The organism is Flavobacterium sp. T50_26 (assembly GCF_057652995.1).
Genome location: NZ_JBYFCC010000012.1, coordinates 80,766 through 101,623 on the forward strand (window position 1 = coordinate 80,766; position 20,858 = coordinate 101,623).

Annotated in this window: 18 protein-coding genes; 8 read left to right on the plus strand and 10 right to left on the minus strand. The window is 33.7% G+C overall.

The genetic code is table 11. From position 1 onward, the window contains the following. Positions 1-76: 76 nt before the first annotated feature. The 4 genes from AC23MC_RS09075 to AC23MC_RS09090 all read left to right on the plus strand — a co-directional run bounded on the left by AC23MC_RS09075 (position 77) and on the right by AC23MC_RS09090 (position 5,989). Positions 77-1,495, plus strand: a complete 1,419-nt coding sequence (locus tag AC23MC_RS09075; protein WP_487568048.1) for an Ig-like domain-containing protein — start codon at positions 77-79, stop codon at positions 1,493-1,495. Between the two features lie 8 nt (positions 1,496-1,503). Then, positions 1,504-2,625, plus strand: coding sequence for a hypothetical protein (locus tag AC23MC_RS09080; protein WP_487568049.1), 1,122 nt, complete (start codon positions 1,504-1,506; stop codon positions 2,623-2,625). 45 nt (positions 2,626-2,670) lie between these two features. Beyond that, positions 2,671-4,725 (plus strand): FG-GAP-like repeat-containing protein, encoded by a 2,055-nt coding sequence (locus AC23MC_RS09085; protein WP_487568050.1) that lies wholly within the window; start codon positions 2,671-2,673, stop codon positions 4,723-4,725. Between the two features lie 88 nt (positions 4,726-4,813). After that, on the plus strand, positions 4,814-5,989 hold the full coding sequence (locus AC23MC_RS09090) for a GlmU family protein (RefSeq protein WP_487568051.1): 1,176 nt from the start codon (positions 4,814-4,816) through the stop codon (positions 5,987-5,989). 110 nt (positions 5,990-6,099) lie between these two features. Here AC23MC_RS09090 and AC23MC_RS09095 read toward each other — a convergent pair whose 3' ends face one another. The 3 genes from AC23MC_RS09095 to AC23MC_RS09105 form a co-directional block, all read right to left on the minus strand. Next, positions 6,100-6,402, minus strand: coding sequence for a hypothetical protein (locus AC23MC_RS09095; protein WP_487568052.1), 303 nt, complete (start codon positions 6,400-6,402; stop codon positions 6,100-6,102). 1 nt (position 6,403) lies between these two features. Then, positions 6,404-8,002, minus strand: coding sequence for an ABC transporter substrate-binding protein (locus AC23MC_RS09100; protein ID WP_487568053.1), 1,599 nt, complete (start codon positions 8,000-8,002; stop codon positions 6,404-6,406). A gap of 97 nt (positions 8,003-8,099) precedes the next feature. Further along, on the minus strand, positions 8,100-8,609 hold the full coding sequence (locus tag AC23MC_RS09105) for a pyridoxamine 5'-phosphate oxidase family protein (RefSeq protein WP_487568054.1): 510 nt from the start codon (positions 8,607-8,609) through the stop codon (positions 8,100-8,102). Positions 8,610-8,816: 207 nt separating this feature from the next. Between AC23MC_RS09105 and mtaB the strand changes: the two genes are divergently transcribed. Then, entirely contained in the window at positions 8,817-10,151 is a 1,335-nt protein-coding gene (mtaB, locus tag AC23MC_RS09110) for a tRNA (N(6)-L-threonylcarbamoyladenosine(37)-C(2))-methylthiotransferase MtaB (RefSeq protein WP_487568055.1), read from the plus strand. Between the two features lie 171 nt (positions 10,152-10,322). On the opposite strand, the gene AC23MC_RS09115 is transcribed toward mtaB, so the two are convergent. After that, positions 10,323-10,949: a class I SAM-dependent methyltransferase gene (locus AC23MC_RS09115; protein ID WP_487568056.1), complete on the minus strand. Its 627-nt coding sequence runs from the start codon at positions 10,947-10,949 to the stop codon at positions 10,323-10,325. Positions 10,950-10,951: 2 nt separating this feature from the next. Continuing rightward, on the minus strand, positions 10,952-11,233 hold the full coding sequence (locus AC23MC_RS09120) for a GNAT family N-acetyltransferase (RefSeq protein ID WP_487568057.1): 282 nt from the start codon (positions 11,231-11,233) through the stop codon (positions 10,952-10,954). A 172-nt stretch (positions 11,234-11,405) separates the two neighbouring features. On the opposite strand from AC23MC_RS09120, the gene AC23MC_RS09125 reads away from it, so the two are divergent. The 3 genes from AC23MC_RS09125 to AC23MC_RS09135 are packed head-to-tail and all read left to right on the plus strand — an operon-like array spanning position 11,406 to position 13,386. After that, positions 11,406-12,068, plus strand: coding sequence for an alpha/beta fold hydrolase (locus AC23MC_RS09125; RefSeq protein ID WP_487568058.1), 663 nt, complete (start codon positions 11,406-11,408; stop codon positions 12,066-12,068). Positions 12,069-12,118: 50 nt separating this feature from the next. Then, positions 12,119-13,006: a lytic transglycosylase domain-containing protein gene (locus tag AC23MC_RS09130; RefSeq protein ID WP_487568059.1), complete on the plus strand. Its 888-nt coding sequence runs from the start codon at positions 12,119-12,121 to the stop codon at positions 13,004-13,006. A 14-nt stretch (positions 13,007-13,020) separates the two neighbouring features. Continuing rightward, a complete protein-coding gene (locus tag AC23MC_RS09135; protein WP_487568060.1) occupies positions 13,021-13,386 on the plus strand; it encodes a sulfite exporter TauE/SafE family protein in 366 nt (121 codons plus the stop codon). Here the strand turns inward: AC23MC_RS09135 and AC23MC_RS09140 are convergent, their stop codons facing one another. The 5 genes from AC23MC_RS09140 to AC23MC_RS09160 form a co-directional block, all read right to left on the minus strand. Continuing rightward, positions 13,387-14,088: a TlpA family protein disulfide reductase gene (locus AC23MC_RS09140; RefSeq protein ID WP_487568061.1), complete on the minus strand. Its 702-nt coding sequence runs from the start codon at positions 14,086-14,088 to the stop codon at positions 13,387-13,389. It abuts the gene before it with no gap. A 120-nt stretch (positions 14,089-14,208) separates the two neighbouring features. After that, positions 14,209-15,906 (minus strand): family 16 glycosylhydrolase, encoded by a 1,698-nt coding sequence (locus tag AC23MC_RS09145; RefSeq protein ID WP_487568062.1) that lies wholly within the window; start codon positions 15,904-15,906, stop codon positions 14,209-14,211. 130 nt (positions 15,907-16,036) lie between these two features. Continuing rightward, positions 16,037-16,972 (minus strand): glycoside hydrolase family 17 protein, encoded by a 936-nt coding sequence (locus tag AC23MC_RS09150; protein WP_487568063.1) that lies wholly within the window; start codon positions 16,970-16,972, stop codon positions 16,037-16,039. Then, entirely contained in the window at positions 16,962-19,328 is a 2,367-nt protein-coding gene (locus tag AC23MC_RS09155; RefSeq protein ID WP_487568064.1) for an MFS transporter, read from the minus strand. Before AC23MC_RS09155 ends, AC23MC_RS09150 begins: the two co-directional genes overlap by 11 nt. Before the next feature lie 21 nt (positions 19,329-19,349). Next, entirely contained in the window at positions 19,350-20,858 is a 1,509-nt protein-coding gene (locus AC23MC_RS09160) for a glycoside hydrolase family 30 protein (RefSeq protein WP_487568065.1), read from the minus strand.

The window sequence follows — 20,858 nt, forward strand, 5'->3', positions numbered from 1 at the left end:
TATTAAAAGTATTTCAGTTTATTTATCAATCTTATTGATTTTTTATTATTTTTGGATGCAAATTCCAAAAACAAAAATGAAAAAGAATTACGCATACTTTTTATTATTACTATTTACTTCAAGCTTTACTTTTTTAATCATATCTTGTTCAGATGATGATGATTATACACCCCTTGAAGATGTTTTACCTATTGCCACAGATGATTTTGCAACCTATCCTTTGGCAGAATCAGTTGAAGTTCCAGTTTTACAGAACGATACAACCGGAGATGAAGTTATTCCAACCACAGTAAGTATTATTGGTGGAGTTGATACAGATTCAAACGGAACATTAGATAAATTAGACGTTACCAACGAAGGAATTTGGACTGTGAATGCTCTAAATGGCAACATTACATTTACTCCATCTACTACTTTTATTGGAAATCCAACAGTTATTAAATATACTGTTGAAGATGCAGAAGGAAATGTTTCCAATCAAGCTAATGTAACAATTACGGCTGTATCAATTGCAGTTGTTGATTTAACACAAGTTCCATATCCAAAATTATCTGATTACAAATTTTTTGTTGGCGATATAAAAAATCAAAATCCATCTTATGGAGTTTTACCATATAAACCGGCAAGTTCACTTTTTACAGACTATGCAAAAAAAGCAAGATTTGTTTGGATGCCCGATGGAACAACAGCAACCTACAATGGTGATGAAAATAATTTAGAATTGCCTGTTGGAGCTGTTTTAATAAAGAATTTTTACTATAATAATGTACAACCATCTAACACTACCCGAATTATTGAAACTCGTTTAATGATTAAAAAAAGTGGAGGTTGGATATTTGCCGAATATGTATGGAATGATGAGCAAACAGAAGCTTTTTTGCAAATGGGAGGAGATACAACTAGTGTAACTTGGTTGAATGAAAATGGAGTTTCTCAAACCGTTTCAAATTATAGAATTCCTTCGGAAGTTGAGTGTTTAACTTGTCATAAACAAGAATCAACTCCTATTCCAATCGGAATAAAACCTCAGAATTTGAATACGATTTATAATTATCAAACCGGAATGCAAAATCAATTGGCTAAATGGGTTGATATGGGTTATCTTTCGGGTAATTTGCCAAATACAATTGCATCTGTTGTAGATTATAATGACACATCTCAATCATTGGATTTGAGAGTTCGTTCTTACTTAGATGTAAACTGTGCTCACTGTCACAGCGATTTGGGTCAATGTAATTACAGAGATCTTCGTTTGAGTTTTGTAGATACTACAGTTCCGGATAATTTGGGAATTTGTTTACCAACTATTCAACCTATTGATGGTGTAACCGGAATTGTAGTTCCCGGAAATCATGAAAGATCGGCAATGTATTCGATGCTTAATAACACAGATGGAGGCACTCTAACGATGCCTTTATTAGGTAGAACGATTATTCATCAGGAAGGAATAGCGTTAATTCAGCAATGGATTAATTCGCTTGAACCTTGTGATTAAACTTTAATATGAAAAAAAATATACTTTTAGTTGTTATTTTATCAGTTGCTTTTGCATTAACTTTCTCTTGTTCCCAAGATGATAAAATAACAGACTACGAGCCTATTTCGCCTGTTGTGGTAGATTTAACAACTGTACCTTATCCAAAGTTATCCGATTATAAATTCTTTGATGGAGAAATGAAAAATCAGACTCCAGCTTTGGATGTCATTCCTTATGAACCAATTTCATCATTGTTTTCAGATTATGCACATAAAAAAAGATTTGTTTGGGTTCCTAAAGGCCAAAATGCAAGTTATGATGGTGATAACAAAATTGTTCTATTACCTACAGGTTCTGTAATTATCAAAACGTTTTATTATGATAATGTTATCCCAACAAACGAAACAAAGATAATTGAAACCCGACTTATGATTCGTAAAGAAGGTGAATGGATTTTTGCTAATTATGTATGGAATGAAGAGCAAACAGAAGCTTTTTTAGATATGAATGGAAGCACAAAAGATATTTCGTGGACCGATGAAAATAATGTTGTGCAAAATGTAGAATATAGAATTCCAAATCAAGCACAATGTATTGTTTGCCATAAATCTAAAGGCTATGTGGATGGAGTTTATAGACAAGTAAATATTCCGATTGGTTTGAAACCTCAAAACCTTAATAAATCTTATAATTACGGATCTGAAACTAAAAATCAACTCACAAAGTGGATTGAATTAGGAATTTTGGAAAACTTTTCATTGCCAACAGAGGAAAATACGACAGTAAATTATAATGACGAAAGTAAAACGTTAGATCAACGTGTTCGTTCCTATTTTGATGTTAATTGTGCTCATTGTCATAGTACTACAGGACATTGTGATTATAGACCTATGCGTTTCCCTTTTTCTGAAACTAATAATAATTTAGTTAATATGGGAGTTTGTGTTGAAACACAAGATATGCAAGATTTTGAGCCAAGACTCTCAAAACTTGTAACTCCAGGCAACATAGAACGGTCTATGCTTTATTTTAGGTTAAATACTAATGATGAAACCTATCGAATGCCTCTTCACGGAAGAGCGATGATTCATCAAGAAGGTGTAGAACTTGTAGAAGAATGGATCAATTCATTAACAACATGTGATTAAAAAAATATAAAACAATTAATATAAAATGACTAATAACCAAATAATATGAAAAAAACTACTTTATTAATTTTATGTTCTTTAATTTTTGCTGTAACAGCAAATGCTCAAGAAACATGTGCAACAGCGACTGTTCTTTCCACGTTTGGACTTTATAATGTTGAAGCTGTAAATGGAACTGAAGTGCCAAATCCGGTTTGTACTTCAAATGGTCCTGTAACAAATCCAAATCCAGCAGGAATTTGGTATGTGTATACACCAACTGAAAATTATACTGTCACTATATCTACAGATATACCTGAAAATACTCCGCGAAAAGATACGCGTGTACATGTTTATGTTGGAAACTGTGATTCATTAACTTGTCATGCCGGTAATGATGATCTTGATGCACCAAGTGGAGTTTATTCTTCTGTAGTTACTTTTAATGTAACAGCAGGAACAACTTACTATATTGCTTGGGATAATAGATGGAGTAGTTCAGGTTTTAACTTTGATTTTAGTGAAGGTGAAGTGGTTACTCCAGAGTCGCCAATCACATACACAAATCAATCCATCTCAACAATCAATAGTCAATACAATATTTGTGTTGTAGATATGAATGGGGATTTTTTAGATGATATTGTTGGAATTGGTTCTACCAATATGAGAGTACATTATCAAACTGAAACACAAGGAGTTTTCACAATAGCAGATTTTCCATTGGCAGGAACTGTTAGGTTACCTAATTGGAGTTTAGCCGCAGGAGATTATAATAGAGACGGTTTAAATGATATCGTTTTAGGTAATGGAAATGGAGCAACTATCTTAACTTCAGAAGACAATGGAGCCGGCTATTCGGTTTATACACCAGGAGAATATATTTTTTCACAAAGAACAAACTTTTCAGATTTAAATAACGATGGAAATTTAGACATTTTTCTTTGTCACGATATTGCTCCAAGTTGTTATTATTTGAACGACGGAGAAGGTAATCTAACGTTTTATCAAGCAACAGTAACTTCTGGTTCTATGCACATTGCAACAACAACAGGAAACTATGCCACTTTATTTACCGATTTTGATAATGATGGTGATTCAGATGTATTTGTTTCAAAATGTTCAGGTCCGCCATGCGAATTATATCGTAATGATGGAGACGGAATCTATACAAACATATCTGCATTAGCTGGTATTAACGTTACACCAATTCAAACATGGTCTTCTGCAATTGCCGATTTTGATAATGATGGCGATATGGATGTTATTATTACTGCAAGCTCTGGCAGTCATCGGTTTTTTAGAAACAATTTAGACGGATCTACAGAAATTGATGAAGCTTTTACTAACATAACCGCAGGTTCTGGATGGGACACAAATTCTTCTACTAACCGCGACAATATAGCTTATGATTTTGATAACGATGGAAAAGTGGATGTGTTAGGAGGAGCAGGGAAAATTATGTTCAATCAGGGAGATAATGTTTTTATTCCAGTATCTATTCCTGGTTTAAGCGTTTCTGCTGTTGGTGATTTAAATAATGACGGATTCTTAGATTTTCAATCAGGTCAAACAATTAAATTTGCTATCCCAAATGATAACAATTGGGTAAAAGTTAATTTAACAGGAATACAAAGTAATAGCAACGGAATTGGTGCAAGAGTTGAGATTTATGGTGCTTGGGGAAAACAAATTAGAGATATTAGAAGTGGAGAAGGTTTCGAATTTATGAGTACATTAAATGCTCATTTTGGAATCGGTCAAGCTGCAGAAATAGATCAAATTATCATTAGATGGCCATCTGGTTTAGTTGATACTATTGATAATCCATCCATCAATGAAACATTACAGGTTGTAGAAGGTGAAACATTAAGTGTAAACAACAACAGTTTTACAAACTTTAAAGTGTTTCCAAATCCTTCAAAAGATATCGTAACATTACAATCTTCAAATAATTCCGAAGTCGTTTCAGCTGAAATTTTTGACCTTAACGGAAGAAAAGTTTTTGAAACTCCTGTTGTAAACGAAACAATTTCAATTCAATCTTTGGCGGTAGGAACGTATATTCTTTTAGCAAAAGACAGCGAAGGAACACTTTCAACACACAAGTTGATTAAACAATAAAAATACCTAACCAAACTAAATTTTGAAAAAGCCCTCCTTTGTGAGGGCTTTTTTATAACTTTGAATTTCAAAAAATAATACAAACAAAATGAACTACATACTTTTTGACGGACCGGTTCGAAATGCACTTTTACCCTTTACATTCACCCGTCCGGTAGCAGACATACGTATCGGAATTTTAACCATTCGTGAAAAATGGGAGAAATATTTAGGCTACACAACCACCACCATCACCGAAGAATATTTATCAGAAAAATATCCAATGGTGGAAATGGAAGAGAATATTTTGATTAATGCCTCTTTTCTTCCAAATGAAGTTTTGGTGGAAATGATTAAAAGTTTAGAAAAAAATCAAGCCATTTTTAAGGGTGAAGAAGTGGTCGCTTTTTATACGAACGATACGCAAGAAGAAGTAGATTTTGATACGTATGAAATCATCGATTATAACGAAGAAGGTTTACGCATTGAACATACATGGGATATTTTTGCCAAAAATGATACTGCCATCCGTGAAGATTTTGAACTCTTAACCGAAGGAAGAACATCACAACCTATTCCAAAAAGCGTGAACGTCATTAATCCTGAAAATATTTTTATTGAAAAAGGAGCAAAGCTAGAATTTGTAACGTTAAACGCATCAACAGGCCCAATCTATATCGGCTACAATTCCGAAATCATGGAAGGTTCTGTCATTCGCGGACCATTTGCATTATGCGAAGAAGCACAAGTGAAATTAGCTACCAAAGTTTACGGAGCAACCACTGTTGGACCCCATTGCCGAATTGGTGGAGAAGTCAATAACTCGGTTCTTTTTGGGTATTCCAACAAAGGACACGATGGCTTTTTAGGGAATGCCGTTTTAGGCGAATGGTGCAATATTGGTGCCGATTCAAACAATTCCAACTTAAAAAACAACTACGAAGAAGTAAAATTGTGGAGCTACGAAACCGAAGGTTTTGAAAAAACCGGCTTACAGTTTTGCGGACTCATGATGGGCGATCACAGTAAATGCGGCATCAACACTATGTTTAACACCGGAACTGTCGTAGGAGTTTCAACCAACATTTTCGGTAGCGGATTTCCAAGAAATTTTGTGCCGAGTTTCAGTTGGGGTGGAGCAGCAGGGTTTTCTACTTACATCACTAAAAAAGCCTTTGAAACAGCTCGAATCGTCATGTCTCGCCGTCATGTGGAATTCACCGAACAAGATGCGAGGATTTTAGAACATGTGTTTGAGGAAACGAAGAAGTGGAGGAAGGAATAAATTTTAAACTTAACCGCAAAGTTCGCTAAGGTTACGCAAAGTTCGCAAAGGATTTATCAAACTTTTTTAGCGTTCTTAGCGTAACCTTAGCGAACTTTGCGGTTAAATCATCATTTTACCTTATAAAAAAATCCCTCAATCCATTTCCAATTATAATTGAAAATATAAAGTATACTAAAAAGCAAAATCAAAAAAATAATGGTTTTAATAATTAATTTTGTTCGTTCAACTTTTCGTTCCGCTTGCATTTTTACTCGAATGGATTCCAATAATTCTGGTGTCGCCTGAATTGGATCAATAAATTCAGAAGTTTTGTTGGACGTGTTTTCCAAACGTTTTAGTTTGTCAATTCGATTACGTTTATTATTCCTCGAACTGATTAAAGCATGTAACATTGAACCTTCTCCTGGCATTCTATTTCTTTTTTACTTTCTTTAAAGATAACAAATTCAACGGATTAATCCCTAAACCTTCCACATTTTTCCTCGTAAACCGAGCCACTTTATCATAAAAAAGCGAAATAACCGGAGCTTCTTCAATGATGATTTTATCCATTTGCTGATACAATTCAAATCGCTTAGCATCATCGGTTTCTAAAAAGGCTTTTTCATATAACGAATCAAATTTGGCATTTGAGAAATGCGTGTAATTTGGTCCGTTTGGAGCAAAGTTTTTACTGTAAAAAAGTGATAAATAATTCTCCGCATCGGGATAATCAGCAATCCAACTCGCTCTAAAAAATGTCACTTTTCCGGTCGCAATCGCTTGGCGTAATGTCGATGGCGGATTCACATCAATTTCAACATCTAAACCGATTTTTTGCCATTCGCGTTGCAAAAATTCACCAATATCAATGTAAGTTGCATTCGTACTTAAAACAATTTTTGGTTTTTTAATGCCTGTTTCTTTGATATAATCAGCTACCAACGATTTGGCTTTTTCAGGTTCGAAGTTATACCCTTTTTGATTGTTAAAACTTGGCATTCCGCTGGGAATTATTCCACTTGTAGCCGGAATTCCCATATTGTTTCGAAGATACGTAATCATTTTAGCTCTATCAAAACCATAATTCAATGCTTGACGTATGCGTTTGTCCAAAATCGTTTTATCAGAACCATCCATTCGGAAACCTAAATATTCGGTGTTGAGGTACGAACCGCTAATCAAATTAACATCATTTGAATATTTTGGTTGTAATTCTCCTTTTTGCGTCAGAATTTCATCTTTATACGATGGATCCAAACCGGAAACAAAATCAATTTTTCCTTGAATAAATTCTAAAAAACCGCTTTGTTTGTCGGGTAAAAAAGTAATGGCAACGGCTTCTAAATAAGGTAATTGCTTTCCGTTTTCATCTTTTTCAAAATAAATCGGATTTCTTCGTAACACTAATTTTACGTTTTCTTCCCAAAATTTAAATTGAAAAGGGCCGGTTCCAATGGGTTTTGTTCTGAAATCGTAATTCGGACTTTCAATTATTTCCTTCGGAACAACAGAAGCATATTTCATCGATAATAATCCTAAAAAAGCTGGGAAAGATTTGGCTAATTTTATTTCAAAAATGGTATCGTTTATCGCTTGAAAATTTTCCACATTTTGCAAAATCCATCCGCCGGGCGAAGCGATTTTTTCATCTTTTAAACGTTTCAAACTGTATTCAAAATCACTAGCTTTAACTGTTCGGGTGGAATCTTTCCCAAACAAATGATTCTTGTGAAAATACACATCGTTACGAAGTACAAACTGATATGTTTTTCCATCTTCCGAAATCGTCCAATTCTTAGCAATGTCAGGTTGAATTTTTAAACTATCATCCAACTGAACCAAGCCGTTAAATAGCTGATTACAAGCCCAAATGATGTTTTGTGATTTCGAAAATGCAGGATCTAAAGTGGCAATGTTCGCACTTTCATTATACCTAAAAACATCTTTTACATTTTTATTCTTCTCGGAATCTGTGCATCCAAAAGTTAATAGTAGTAACAAAAAAAGGATAAATCTTGTAATCTTCATCTTGTGATTATAATCTCGATTACAAATATAAAGATTAGAAAGTCGATTACTTTAGGAATGACAAACAAAAATAAAAACTTACAGGATTTCTTTTTCGTTACACAGTTATTTTTCCTTCTACTCCATCTGAGTTATCAGATTTTTTACCGCTAACAATCGCTCCAAAAAAGTGTAGCATTGAAATAAATTTTCCGGATTTTGTATCCCAATAATAGACTTCAGAAGGTTGTACTCTGATTATGCTAACGTTTGGATCCTCTTTTCCATCAAACCACGCATTTGCAAAAACTGACCATTTTTCGTCAATCATCGCTTTATTGTCATAAATATGTGCATTTCCTAAAATAGATAAGTACTCATAATCCCCATTGTTCATAAAATAGAGTTGAACCTGATTATCTTGTAGAATTTCCATATTTTTATTACTTTCCTTACTACTAATAAACCATAAATTTCCTTCTTCATCACATTCTTGCAAACTCATTGGTCTTGCGTTAAATGGTAAACTGGTTTTCAAATTGGTAATAAACATACAATTTCGGGCTTTTTCAGCTATTTCTTTAAGCTTAGCAATTCCTTCTTCATTAAATAAATTTTCTTTAGACATAATATAGATTTTTAAACGATTTTGTAATTTTTGTTACTTTCAAAATTCCATCATTTTTGTACATTTTGCATTACATTATTTTGAGAAATTGTTATATAATTAATAATTGCGACTAAATCGGTTTTGAAAAAACGAATGTATTTTAAAATTGTTTGTAAATTTGCCACGTTCATTCTCTGACAACGATTTCATTAATGGACGCTAGCTATGAAAAATAATAAAAAAGTCGCTTTTTACACGCTTGGCTGTAAACTGAATTTTTCAGAAACATCTACTATTGCTCGAAATTTTCAACAAGAAGGTTTTGAACGAGTTGATTTTGAAGAAGTTGCTGATATTTATGTGATTAACACTTGTTCGGTAACAGAAAATGCTGATAAACAATTCAAACAAATTGTAAAAAAAGCATTGAAAAATAATGATAAAGCTTTTATTGCTGCAGTAGGATGTTATGCTCAGTTAAAACCCGAAGAATTGGCTGCTGTTGATGGTGTAGATTTGGTTTTGGGTGCGACAGAAAAATTCAAAATCACTGATTATCTCAATGACTTGAGTAAAAATGACATGGGCGAAATTCATTCGTGTGAGATTGAAGAAGCCAATTTTTATGTGGGAAGTTACTCCATTGGAGATAGAACGCGTGCGTTTTTGAAAGTTCAAGACGGTTGCGATTACAAATGTACGTATTGCACCATTCCGCTTGCTCGTGGAATTTCACGAAGTGATGAATTGCAAAATGTGTTGAATAATGCAAAGGAAATTTCACAACAAGGCATCAAAGAAATTGTGTTAACCGGTGTAAATATTGGTGATTACGGTAAAGGCGAATTTGGTAATAAAAAACACGAACATACTTTTTTAGAATTGGTTCAGGCTTTGGATCAAGTAGATGGCATTGAGCGATTGCGAATTTCTTCCATCGAACCGAATTTATTGAAAAATGAAACGATTAATTTTGTTTCAAAAAGCCGAACGTTTGTGCCACATTTTCACATTCCGTTGCAATCGGGAAGTAATGACATTTTAAAGAAAATGAAACGTCGTTATTTACGTGAGTTGTATGTGGATCGAGTGAATAAAATTCGCGAAGTAATGCCTGATGCTTGCATTGGTGTAGATGTCATTGTAGGTTTTCCAGGTGAAACCGACGAACATTTTTTAGAAACCTATCATTTTTTGAATGATTTAAATATTTCCTATTTGCACGTTTTTACGTATTCTGAACGAGATAATACTGAAGCAGCTGAAATGGAAAATGTGATTCCGGCAAATGTTCGCTCCAAAAGAAGTAAAATGCTTCGCGGATTATCCGTTAAGAAAAGAAGAGCATTCTACGAAAGTCAACTCGGAACTACCCGTACAGTTTTGTTTGAAGCCGAAAATAAAGAAGGTTATATTCACGGTTTTACTGAAAATTACGTAAAAGTAAAAACACCTTGGAATCCGGAATTGGTGAATACATTACACGAAATTAAATTGACAAAAATTGATGAAGATGGTTCGGTTAGGATGGAGTTTGTGAGGAATGTTGTTTCGGTTTAAAAAAAATAGAATTTTCTCATTTGTGTCATTTCGACCAGCGGGAGAAATCACATAAAGTTTTTAAATTATTATCATTCTAGTGTAATGAGATTCCTCCTGCGTCGGAATGACACAACTGGGCGGGAAAACTGCTTCTGTGGTCGGGCTGAAAACTGGGAGTGTGACTGAAAACTACCTCTCAAAAACCGTCATTCTCCCATCAATATAAAATTTAGAAAACCCCATGTTTTTACTAATCCATTCCATTGTTTTTGGGTGATAAAAGAAAACATGTGTAGGATCATTTTTATAATACCACGAATCAAAATTCTTGGTTTCCGAAAAGAAATCGGTTTTGCAATATAATTTTCCGCCGGGTAAAAGCAAATCATATAACTTTTTGAATTCTTTGTACGGATGATGAAAGTGCTCAATCACTTCGCAACAAGCAATAAAATCATATTTTTCGGTTAAAACTTGCGGATTATTTGCAAAAAATGGGTCATATTCCACAATAGAAAAACCTTCATCGCGAAGCATTTTTGTAATAACCGGACCGGTTCCTGAGCCAAAATCTAATCCTTTATGTTTTGGAGAAAAGTCTTTTTTGATAGCATCAACAATAGGAGAAACAAATTGCTGATAACCAGGATCGTTTACATCATTATTGTGAAGTTCATAATGTTTTTGTTCTTCAGTTTTAGAGATGTAATTTCTATCATCCAAAAAGACAGAAAAACAAGTGGTACAGAAATAAAATTCTCTCGAATTATGACTGTAAAAATGGTTGGATGGCGAAGAACAAAGCGGACATTTCATAGTTACAATTTTATTCCGGGTGGTAATAATTCTTTGTAAACCGGGTTTTTTCTGAAGAAATGAGTCACTTTTGGGTGCGTAGGAACAACTTTAAACTTTCTTTCCTCAGCAATTGCAAGTACTGCTTTTATGAAATCATTGATGTAATCCAATTCTAACTCTTCGGAATGATGAAGTTTTGTTAAAAATAGCTTTCGTTCTTGTATGGCATATTCCATTACCAATAAACCGGAGTCGGTTTGGGTTTCAAATTGTCTTAATAATTGATTGTCTTTGATTTCCATACTTTTGTTGGGTTAGGAAAAATGAAATTTGTTTACACAAAGGTACGGCTTTTTAAAAATTTTATTTCAAAAAGAATGTTAATGTCTGCTATTACTAAAATTATCAGTAAATTAACTACCAATTCAATTCAATTTCATCGTAAAGCTTTAATTTTGAATTTAAATAATTGTTATGGAAAAAATTCCAGTTTATTTGATGCCTGGTTTAGCCGCAAGTACGTCGATTTTTGAACGTATCGAATTGCCAAAGGATCAATTTGAAGTATTTTTGTTAGAATGGATACTTCCAAATCCAAAAGAATCAGTAGCCGATTATTGCATCCGACTTTCAAAAAATATAAAACACAAAAACCCGGTTTTAATTGGCGTTTCGTTTGGTGGTGTAATTGTGCAGGAAATGGCGAAAGTGATTCCGGTAAAAAAGACAATTATTATTTCAAGTGTAAAATCGAATAAGGAATATCCCAGACGATTAAAAATTGCAAAATCAACCAAAGTTTACAAATTATTGCCAACAGGCTTGGTTCAAAATGTGGAAACATTGTCAAAATTTGCCTACGGTGATACGGTCAAGCAACGATTAAAATTATATGATCGCTATCTTTGTGTACGAGATAAATGCTATTTAGATTGGGCGATTGAAACAATTATCCTTTGGGATAGAACCGATCCGGATCAATCAGTAATTCATATTCACGGAGATGCAGATGATGTTTTTCCAATAAAATATATAAAGGATTGTACCGTTGTAAAAGGTGGAACCCACATCATGATTTTAAATAAATTCAAATGGTTGAATGAAAATTTGCCAAAAATTATTTTAAATAATAGCTGAGTTGGACTGATTTTTGTAGTTTTACAATTAACAAATAAATATTGATAGGTATGAAAAGGATAAGAAATGTAGCAATAGCAGCAGTTTTAATTGGTTTAAGCGGACTATTTGTTTACTCAACATCAAAGAAAATTGTTGTAGCAGAAAAAAGAGAAGTAGTAGCACTTCCTTTGGAAATTGATTTTGCAGGTGAAAAAACGCCTTTACACATTGCCGATGTTCGTGAGCGATTGGATAGAGAAATGGTTATTAACACCAATTTGCATTCTACCACAACATTAATTCTTAAAAGAGCAAATCGTGCGTTTCCGGTAATTGAACCGATATTGAAAAAACATGGAATTCCGGATGATTTTAAATATTTAGCTGTTATTGAAAGTGGTTTAGCCAACGTGGTTTCTCCCGCAGGAGCTCGTGGTGTTTGGCAATTTATGCCTGAAACTGCTAAAGAGCACGGAATGGAAGTGAATGATTTTGTAGACGAACGTTATCATCTTGAAAAATCAACTGAGGCAGCATGTCGTTATCTTTTAGCTGCAAAAAATAAGTTCGGAAATTGGACTTTAGCTGCAGCTGCTTACAATGGTGGTTCGGGCGGTGTGAATAAACAAATTACCAATCAACAAGTAACGGATTATTATGATTTGTTGCTAACGGAAGAAACTTCACGTTATGTTTTTAGAATTTTAGCTTTGAAAGAAATCATGAAAAATTCTGCCAAATACGGTTTTGAAATTCCGAGCGAGCAATTGTATCATCCAATCGAAGTGAAGAAAATTGAAATTGATTCTACAATTACTGACTTGGCTGTTTTTGCTAAAAATCAAGGAATTAACTATAAGATTTTAAAAATTCATAATCCGTGGTTACGTGATAAGAAATTAGAAAATAAAACTAAGAAGACATATACAATTGAAATTCCAACAGAAGGATATTAAATAAACCAATGAGAATGACTATTTCAACTTTAATCGTTTTATTGTTTATCGGACTGATGGCCGGAATTTTGAGTGGATTAATTGGCATTGGAGGAGGAATTATTATGGTGCCTTTACTTTTGCTTTTGGGGATGACACAGCACCAATCACAAGGAACGAGTTTGGCGGTTCTATCTGTTCCTGTAACAGCTTTGGCGGCATTTAACTACTACAAAGAAGGCTATGTGGATTGGAAATATGCGGCCGTTATTGCTGTGTTTTTTGTTATAGGTGGCTACATCGGAAGTAAATTTGCTGTTCAAATTGATGAAAAAATACTCAAAAAAATCTTTGGGGTTATTTTATTGCTTGTAGCAGGAAAACTTATTTTAGGGAAATAATTAATTGGTAACCAGCAATTCTTTTTTGTCTTCTTTGAATTTTATTAGCTCCGAAATGCGATCTTTAAAAACCGTATAATTCATTTCTACCGCTTTTTTTGTTGGTGTTTTAAATGGAGTAGGAGCAGAACCTCTTTTGATATTTACAACTTGCAAATGTTCATCAATCATATAACAGGTAGGAAAGCCTAATGTTTCACGCATGCTTTCTACGATTTCATTGTCGTTTTTATAATTTTTGTGAGCGTAACAGATTTCGATATTACTGCTGAATTTTTTTGCAAATTTTTTAACCTCTTGTTTTTTGCCCCAAACAATTACAATAAATTCAATGTCTTTATTTTCTTTTGCCAATTTGTTTAGTGCGGGAATTTCTCCTTTTCCGGGAATGCACCAAGCGGCATAAGTTATCAGAAAAATTGGTTTTTTAATTTTACTCATTTTGAGTTTTCGGTTAGAAACTCTTTTTAAAGAATAATCATTAAACTTGGAACCAATGAGTTGATTTTGAACTAAACTATCAAATAAAAATTGACCTCGTTCAAAATCGCCAACACGATATGCTTCGTTGCTTTGCGATCTATATTTGAGAAAGTTTGTTCGAACAGCCTCCGTGAATAGTTTTGGAGAATCCTGAACGGTTTGACCTAGTAAGTCTAAGTTTGTGGCAACAAATACTAATATGAGAATAATTTTTTTCATATTTAGAGTAATTTGATTCAAACAAAGCTATTTAATTTTATTAACAAAACCAAAAAATATTGGTTAATAACCTGTTAATAAGATAAATAGTAAAAAATAAGCCACAAAAACAAATCAGGTTTATTTTACAATCATTTTTTTGACACTTTTTTTATTTTCTTGATAAACACTTACTAAATACATTCCTTTTGATAAATTTTTGATGTTTATTGAATCATTTGGTGTAGATGAAACTAAAACCAACTTACCCTGTAAATTGTGAATTTCTACTTTATCAATTGAAACATTCGGATTTAAATACATATAATCCGATACAGGATTAACAAAAGTAAATAAATCGAGGTCTTGTGAAGAATCAACTGTCAGTGAACAATCATCTCCCACAACATATGAAAAATAGCGGGTAACAGATAACCCTCCTGCATAAGCAAATTTAACAGCATAACTTATTGTTGAACCAATGGTTTGTCCGGTAATTGTGTATGTGTAAACATTTCCTGAAACATTTGTCATTTGATATTCTGTAAATGGAGTTTGTCGCCATAAGAAAGCAACGACACCCACTTTATCGGTATCTAATAATTCAAACGTAATTTTCACATCGTTTCCAATTGTTTCAAAAGCATAATTATATCCAATGGAGAAATTACCTTGTTGTGCTTCTGTATCGGTTCCTGAACAACCAGTTACTGCAGTTGTTGTTGCACTTAAAAGAATTGGGTTGTTGATATATTCATTTCCGGTAACATCACTTGCTGAAACAGAAAAATTGTATGTTGTAGAAGGCATCAAATTTGGAATGATAACTGATTTTTCTTCTCCGGAAGGGTTTGCCGTAGTTATATTTTGACCATCATAATCGATTGAATAAACTACATTCTCCGAATTGTCCTCTGCATTTAATAGCAATTCAATCGTAGAGCTCGTTACTTCTCCAACAGAAGCCGTAAAATTAGTAGGAGCTTCCGAATCAACTAAAGTATTTTGGTAAACTCTAACGTAATCAATTTCCATTGTTGCTTGTGTGAAATTAGAAGGAATATTTCCGGCAACTCCACCCATAGCGATGTTTAACAAAAGGTATTGTTCTGCATCAAACGGCCATGTATTCGCATTTTTAACTGCCGGATTATAGGTGTAAAATGCTACTCCATCCAAAAGAAAAGTAATTTGAAACGGAGACCAATTCATTGAATAAACATGAAAGTCATTTCCTAAATTTGAAGCAATTGTACCTCCATGATTAACGGTATTTCCAAATGATGAAGGCGTATGAATGGCACTTTGTACGTAACCTGCAGGTTGCGATTGCGTGATTCCGTGTTCCATGATATCAATTTCGCCACAAGCAGGCCAACCCGTATTTCCAAACTGATTATCAAAAAAACCACCATCTTCGTTTACGTTTTTACCTAACATCCATAAAGCAGGCCACGTACCTTGATTGGTTGGTATTTTTGCTCGAATATCAACACGACCATATAGAAATGCAAATTTTGAATTTAATCGGGCAGAAGTATATTGTTTCGTTACGCCTTGATTGGTATAGTTTTCTTTTTTTGCCACAATGTTCAAAACACCATTGTTTATAAATGAATTTGAAATGAGGTTAGTATAATGTTGTACTTCACCGTTAAACCAACTTCCACCATTTGGCAATTGCGTTTGATGATGCCATTTGGTTGAATTTACGGCACCATTAGAATCAAATTCGTCAGACCATACAAGATCGTTGTATACTACATCAACTTGAGCATTACTAGATTGTGAGGTCATAAATAAGGATAAAAAGAGAGCAAAAAAGATTGATTTTTTCATAATAATAGGGCAGATTAACATAGCGTTTTTAAGTTAAAAGGATAACCTTTAACTGTATTTTTCCTTTTTTTAACCAGCATATAAGTTTAGATAACTGATATGTTTGATATTTTTAAGAAGGTTTATTTTTTTATTTATCAGTTTGGTATTTTAATTTTTCATTTTTATCCCATAATCCCCAATACGCACCAACTTCACCTTCGGGGCCAACTTTCCAACCTTCATCAAAAGAGGAAAAGTAGAATATTTCAATATCATTTTGTTTGGACCAATTTTGGGTATCGATAAAATATTTCATGGCATTTTCATGAGATGCAACTGCACCTTTGAGCGACCCACCTTGACTTGGCCAACCGGTTTCGGTGATGATTACACGTTTTCCGTTTCCGGCATGCTTAGCCGATTCGAACATACTTTTCATATGATTAAAGGCGTGTTCAATTGGGCAACCTTCCCAATAGGGATAACAATTGGTTAAAATAACATCGCAAATTTCTGTAATTCTCGGACGATGTGAAAACTCGTAATATGCATCAACATAGCCAACAGGAATATTTGGAAGAGCTTCTTTTACACGACCAATGTATTCTAGTAATTGCTCTTCGGTTAAATCGTTTCGGTACATAACTTCATTTCCAACAGCGGCAATATCTACGCAACCTTCTTTGGCTAAAGTAATAAGACCTTCGATTTCTTTTTCATTAAGTTCTAAATCATCACTCAACCAAGCACCAACTAAGGTTTTCATTCCGTTTTCATGAGCAATTCTTGGAATGTGTTCATTGCCTTCGATACATGAAAATGACCGAACCCATTTGGCATAAGGTTTAAGAATTTGAATACGTCTGTTTACTTGTTCACCATAAATGATATCACCAGGTTTCTGATCGTTTTCATACATGCTAAAACAAATGCCATGCATACCATTTTTTAGCGTTTTTAGCCATAATTTGGATAATTCTTCTGAGGTATATTCAGCGATTTGAATTTCCTGAGGAACATTTTTGCTATCCGTATAACTTTTATTTTCATCGAATGAAAAATAATGACCTTCTCTAAATGACATACGTATCTGTTTTTAATTCAAATTTTAATTTTTCGTTTTTATCCCAAATTCCCCAAGCAGTTCCAACAGTTCCTTCTTGTTTCACTTTCCAGGATTCATCAAAAGAGGAGAAGTGAAATAACTCAATGTTGTTAATTTTTGCCCATTCTTGAGATACAACAAAATATTTCATGGCATTAACTTCTGATGGAACTGCTTCGTCAACACTTTCTCCTTTACTTGGCCAACCAGTTTCTGAGATAATTATTTTCTTTCCTTTTGCTACTGATTGTGTAACTTCCAACATGTTTTGCAGATAGGAAATAGCATAATCATTATGAGCTCCTTCCCAAAATGGATAAAAGTTTACCAAAAGCACGTCACAATTTGAAATTAGATTTGGTTTATCTAAAAATTGATAATACGCATCTACATAAGATACAGGAATAGTTGGTAATGCTTCTTTGACTCTTTTGATGTAGTCAATAAGTTCTTCTTCTGAAATTTCGTTACGATGTAAAACTTCATTTCCAACGGCGGCAATATCAACTAAACCGGCTTTGGCTAATCTTATAAGTGTTTGAATTTCTTTTTCATTTCTCACCTTATCATTACTTATCCATGCTCCAACAACTGTTTTTAATCCTTTTTGATGAGCAATTTCAGGTATTAATTCATTTCCTTCGGTACATGAAAACGAACGAATCCATTTGGTGTGTGGAGCAATTATATCTAATCGTCTTTTTATTTGATTAGAAGATAAAATATCTCCAGCTTGTTGACCTTCAACATAGGGACTAAAACAAAGACCGTGAATGCCATTATTTAATATTTCTGAATAAATCGATTTTATTTCAGATGTATTTTTGATATTGAAGGAGGAACCATTACTAGTGTTTATGTTGTTGTTTTTTATCAATGATTTTAATTTTCCTGGTAAATAGGAAGAAGATTGAGTGTTTTTAAGTGCTTTTCTTTTAGCTAATTCTGCACTTATTTCTAACGTACGTTCTTCTGTTACATCATAATCTCGCATGACCCAAATTGCAATCAAAGTACCCAGAATTGGTAAACCTGAGAAAAATATTCGCAACCCAAACATTGATTCATAGGTTTGTGTTGGTGCTCCTGATTTAAAATCTACAAGAGTTAAAATTAAACCGCTTAATAAACCAGCAATTGCTAATCCAAATTTTACCATCCACCAGTAAATGGCTCCAAAAATTCCTTCTCTGCGTTTGCCTGTATTTAGTTCATCAATATCAATTACATCAGACGTCATAGACATCATTAATGTAAATAAACTTCCAATTCCGAATGAGAAAAAGGGTAGGGCAAAAAGAAATAAATAGGGTTTTCCTGGTACAAAAAGAAACCACAATAGAATGTAACCAATGATTGAAATACTTTGCGACCAAATAAATGCCTTCTTTTTACCAACTATTTTAGACATTTTGGATACAATTGGAATAACTACTAAGGTTGTTACAATTGCCCCAACACTACCAAATAGAGTAGGCCAAAAACCAATTTGATCCGGATTTTCACTAAATAGATAATATTTTATAATGAAGTAAGAAAAGCCTGCTATGGTATTGAAAGCATTAAATATTAGAAAAGTTGCGATACATAACTTTTTAAATGGAACGATTTTTAAAGCGTCTTTAAAACCCTCAATGATTAGATCAAAACTGCTTCCAATACTTTTTATGGTTAAAGGCTCATATTTCTCATTTAAGGATGACTTACTACTGATAAAGATTGCTGGTATTGCAGCTAAAATAGTACAACCAATGGCTACATAAATGGCTAATGTTCTTGTTGCAATTTCACCGGATTCAAACATTGACTTATCTGCCATAATTACCCAAAACCAAGGAGCAATTACCCACGCTAATTGACCAATAAATTGAGCTATAGCCATTATGTCTGTGCGTTCATGAAAATCATCACTCATTTCATAACCCATCGCTACGTAGGGAACACTAAAAATAGTTAAACCAAGATAAAAGGCTAATGACCATATTAAAAAATAGGTGAAATTATAATTCACACTATCGCCGGAATACAATTGCCACATGAAGGCAAATGATAATCCCATAACGATTGCTCCAATAAATACATATTGTCTTCTTCGTCCCCATTTTGATTTTGTATTATCGGTGATAAACCCCATAATTGGATCAGTAACAGCGTCAAAAAGTTTAGGTACAAAATAGATTACGCCCAACATCCAACCCGGAAAGCCCAGATTTTCAACCAGAACAACAATAAAAATACCCAGTGCCGCAGGGAACATTTGATTTGCTAACATTCCTAGGCCAAATGCTATTTTTTGACCCATTGGGACTTTAGCTTTTAAAGTATTATTTGACATAACTAAGGTATTTTTAGATTATTATTTAATTACAACCGTTTGCAGAGCATTTGCATCGATTGAAATATTTTTGATTTTATTATTGAGTTGAATTTTCAGTGTTTGCACTTTATTTGTTGGATTAAAAACTGCAAGGGCAATCGAGTTATCAGGATTTTTAACTGCAGTAGCCATTAATTCATTATTGCTTATTGTACAACCAATTTTAACAGCTCCCGGACGCATGAATTTGCTGAAATGTGCCATTACATAATATAAAGGTGTAAAATAAACTTCATCTTTTTCAGGGTCAACAATTACCGGAGCCACACACCAGTTTTTAAACCAATTTGGCCCACCTTGACGGTCAAGAACCATGTTCCAATCAATCCAACCATCTACCCAATTGTTCAAACAACCAATAATATCGGTTGCATAACGATTTACCGGAGCATATTTTGGATGTAAATGTTTGTCTTTTTCACTTGCCCAATCCCAACCCCAATCGGTTGCTTCTTTTTTCCAATACCAAGCATCATCTTGCCAATGTGGAATTTCAGAATCTACGCAACCTTCGGTTTCGATTAAATATTTATTGGGTGCTTTTTTGTGAGCATATTGCAACGCATCCGGAAAAAAATCATAGGTGCTTTCATACCAATGAATGGCAGTTCCGGCAAAATATTTGGAAGTTTCTTCGTTTTTATACATCGCATCTACCCATTCCGGTAAACCGGCTCTGTTTTGGTCGTAGCCGAAGATTTTTACATCCTTCCAACCATCTTTTTCTAATTTTGGTCCGAGATGATTTTGTACAAACAAAGTCATTTCTTCGGGTGAAAAATGTGTGCTTTCCCAGTTGTTTCCGTTTCCATGCGGTTCGTTGATAACTGTAACTCCCCAAATATCTATGCCTTCTTTTTTATAGGCCTCTAAATATTTTGAAAAGTAGAGTGCAAAGGCATCGTTATATTCGGGTAATAATTTTCCGCCAACGTAATTTTTATTGTCTTTCATCCAAGGCGGGCAGGACCAAGGTGAAGAGATTATTTTAAACCCATCTTTAGAAATCGCTTTCGCTTCTAAAATCATCGGAATCAAATCGTTTTTATCATCTTCGATAGTGAAATGTTCCAACTTCATGTCGTTTTCTACTTTGGCATAGGTGTAATTACTCAATGAAAAATCACAAGAGGCAATATGTGTTCTGGTTAATGAATACTTTGCACCTTCATCACTAAAATAAGCATCGAGAATTTTTTTTCTATTTTCTTTACTTAATCGATTGAGCAAATAAGCTGAAGATTCAGTGAAAGATCCTCCAATTCCTGTGATAGTTTGAAATTTTTCTTGAGGATTTATACTAATAGTAATTGGATTTTCGCTTGCTGAAAATTTTGTCATTTTTGTTAATGAATTTCCAGCTTCTGAAGTTTCAAACACTTCCACGTCTAATTCTTTTGTAACGGAACAACTTGTCATAAAAAATGCGATTATTAACGGTGTTGTTAAAAATTTTAAATTGAAATTTATGTGGAAACATTCTTTCAT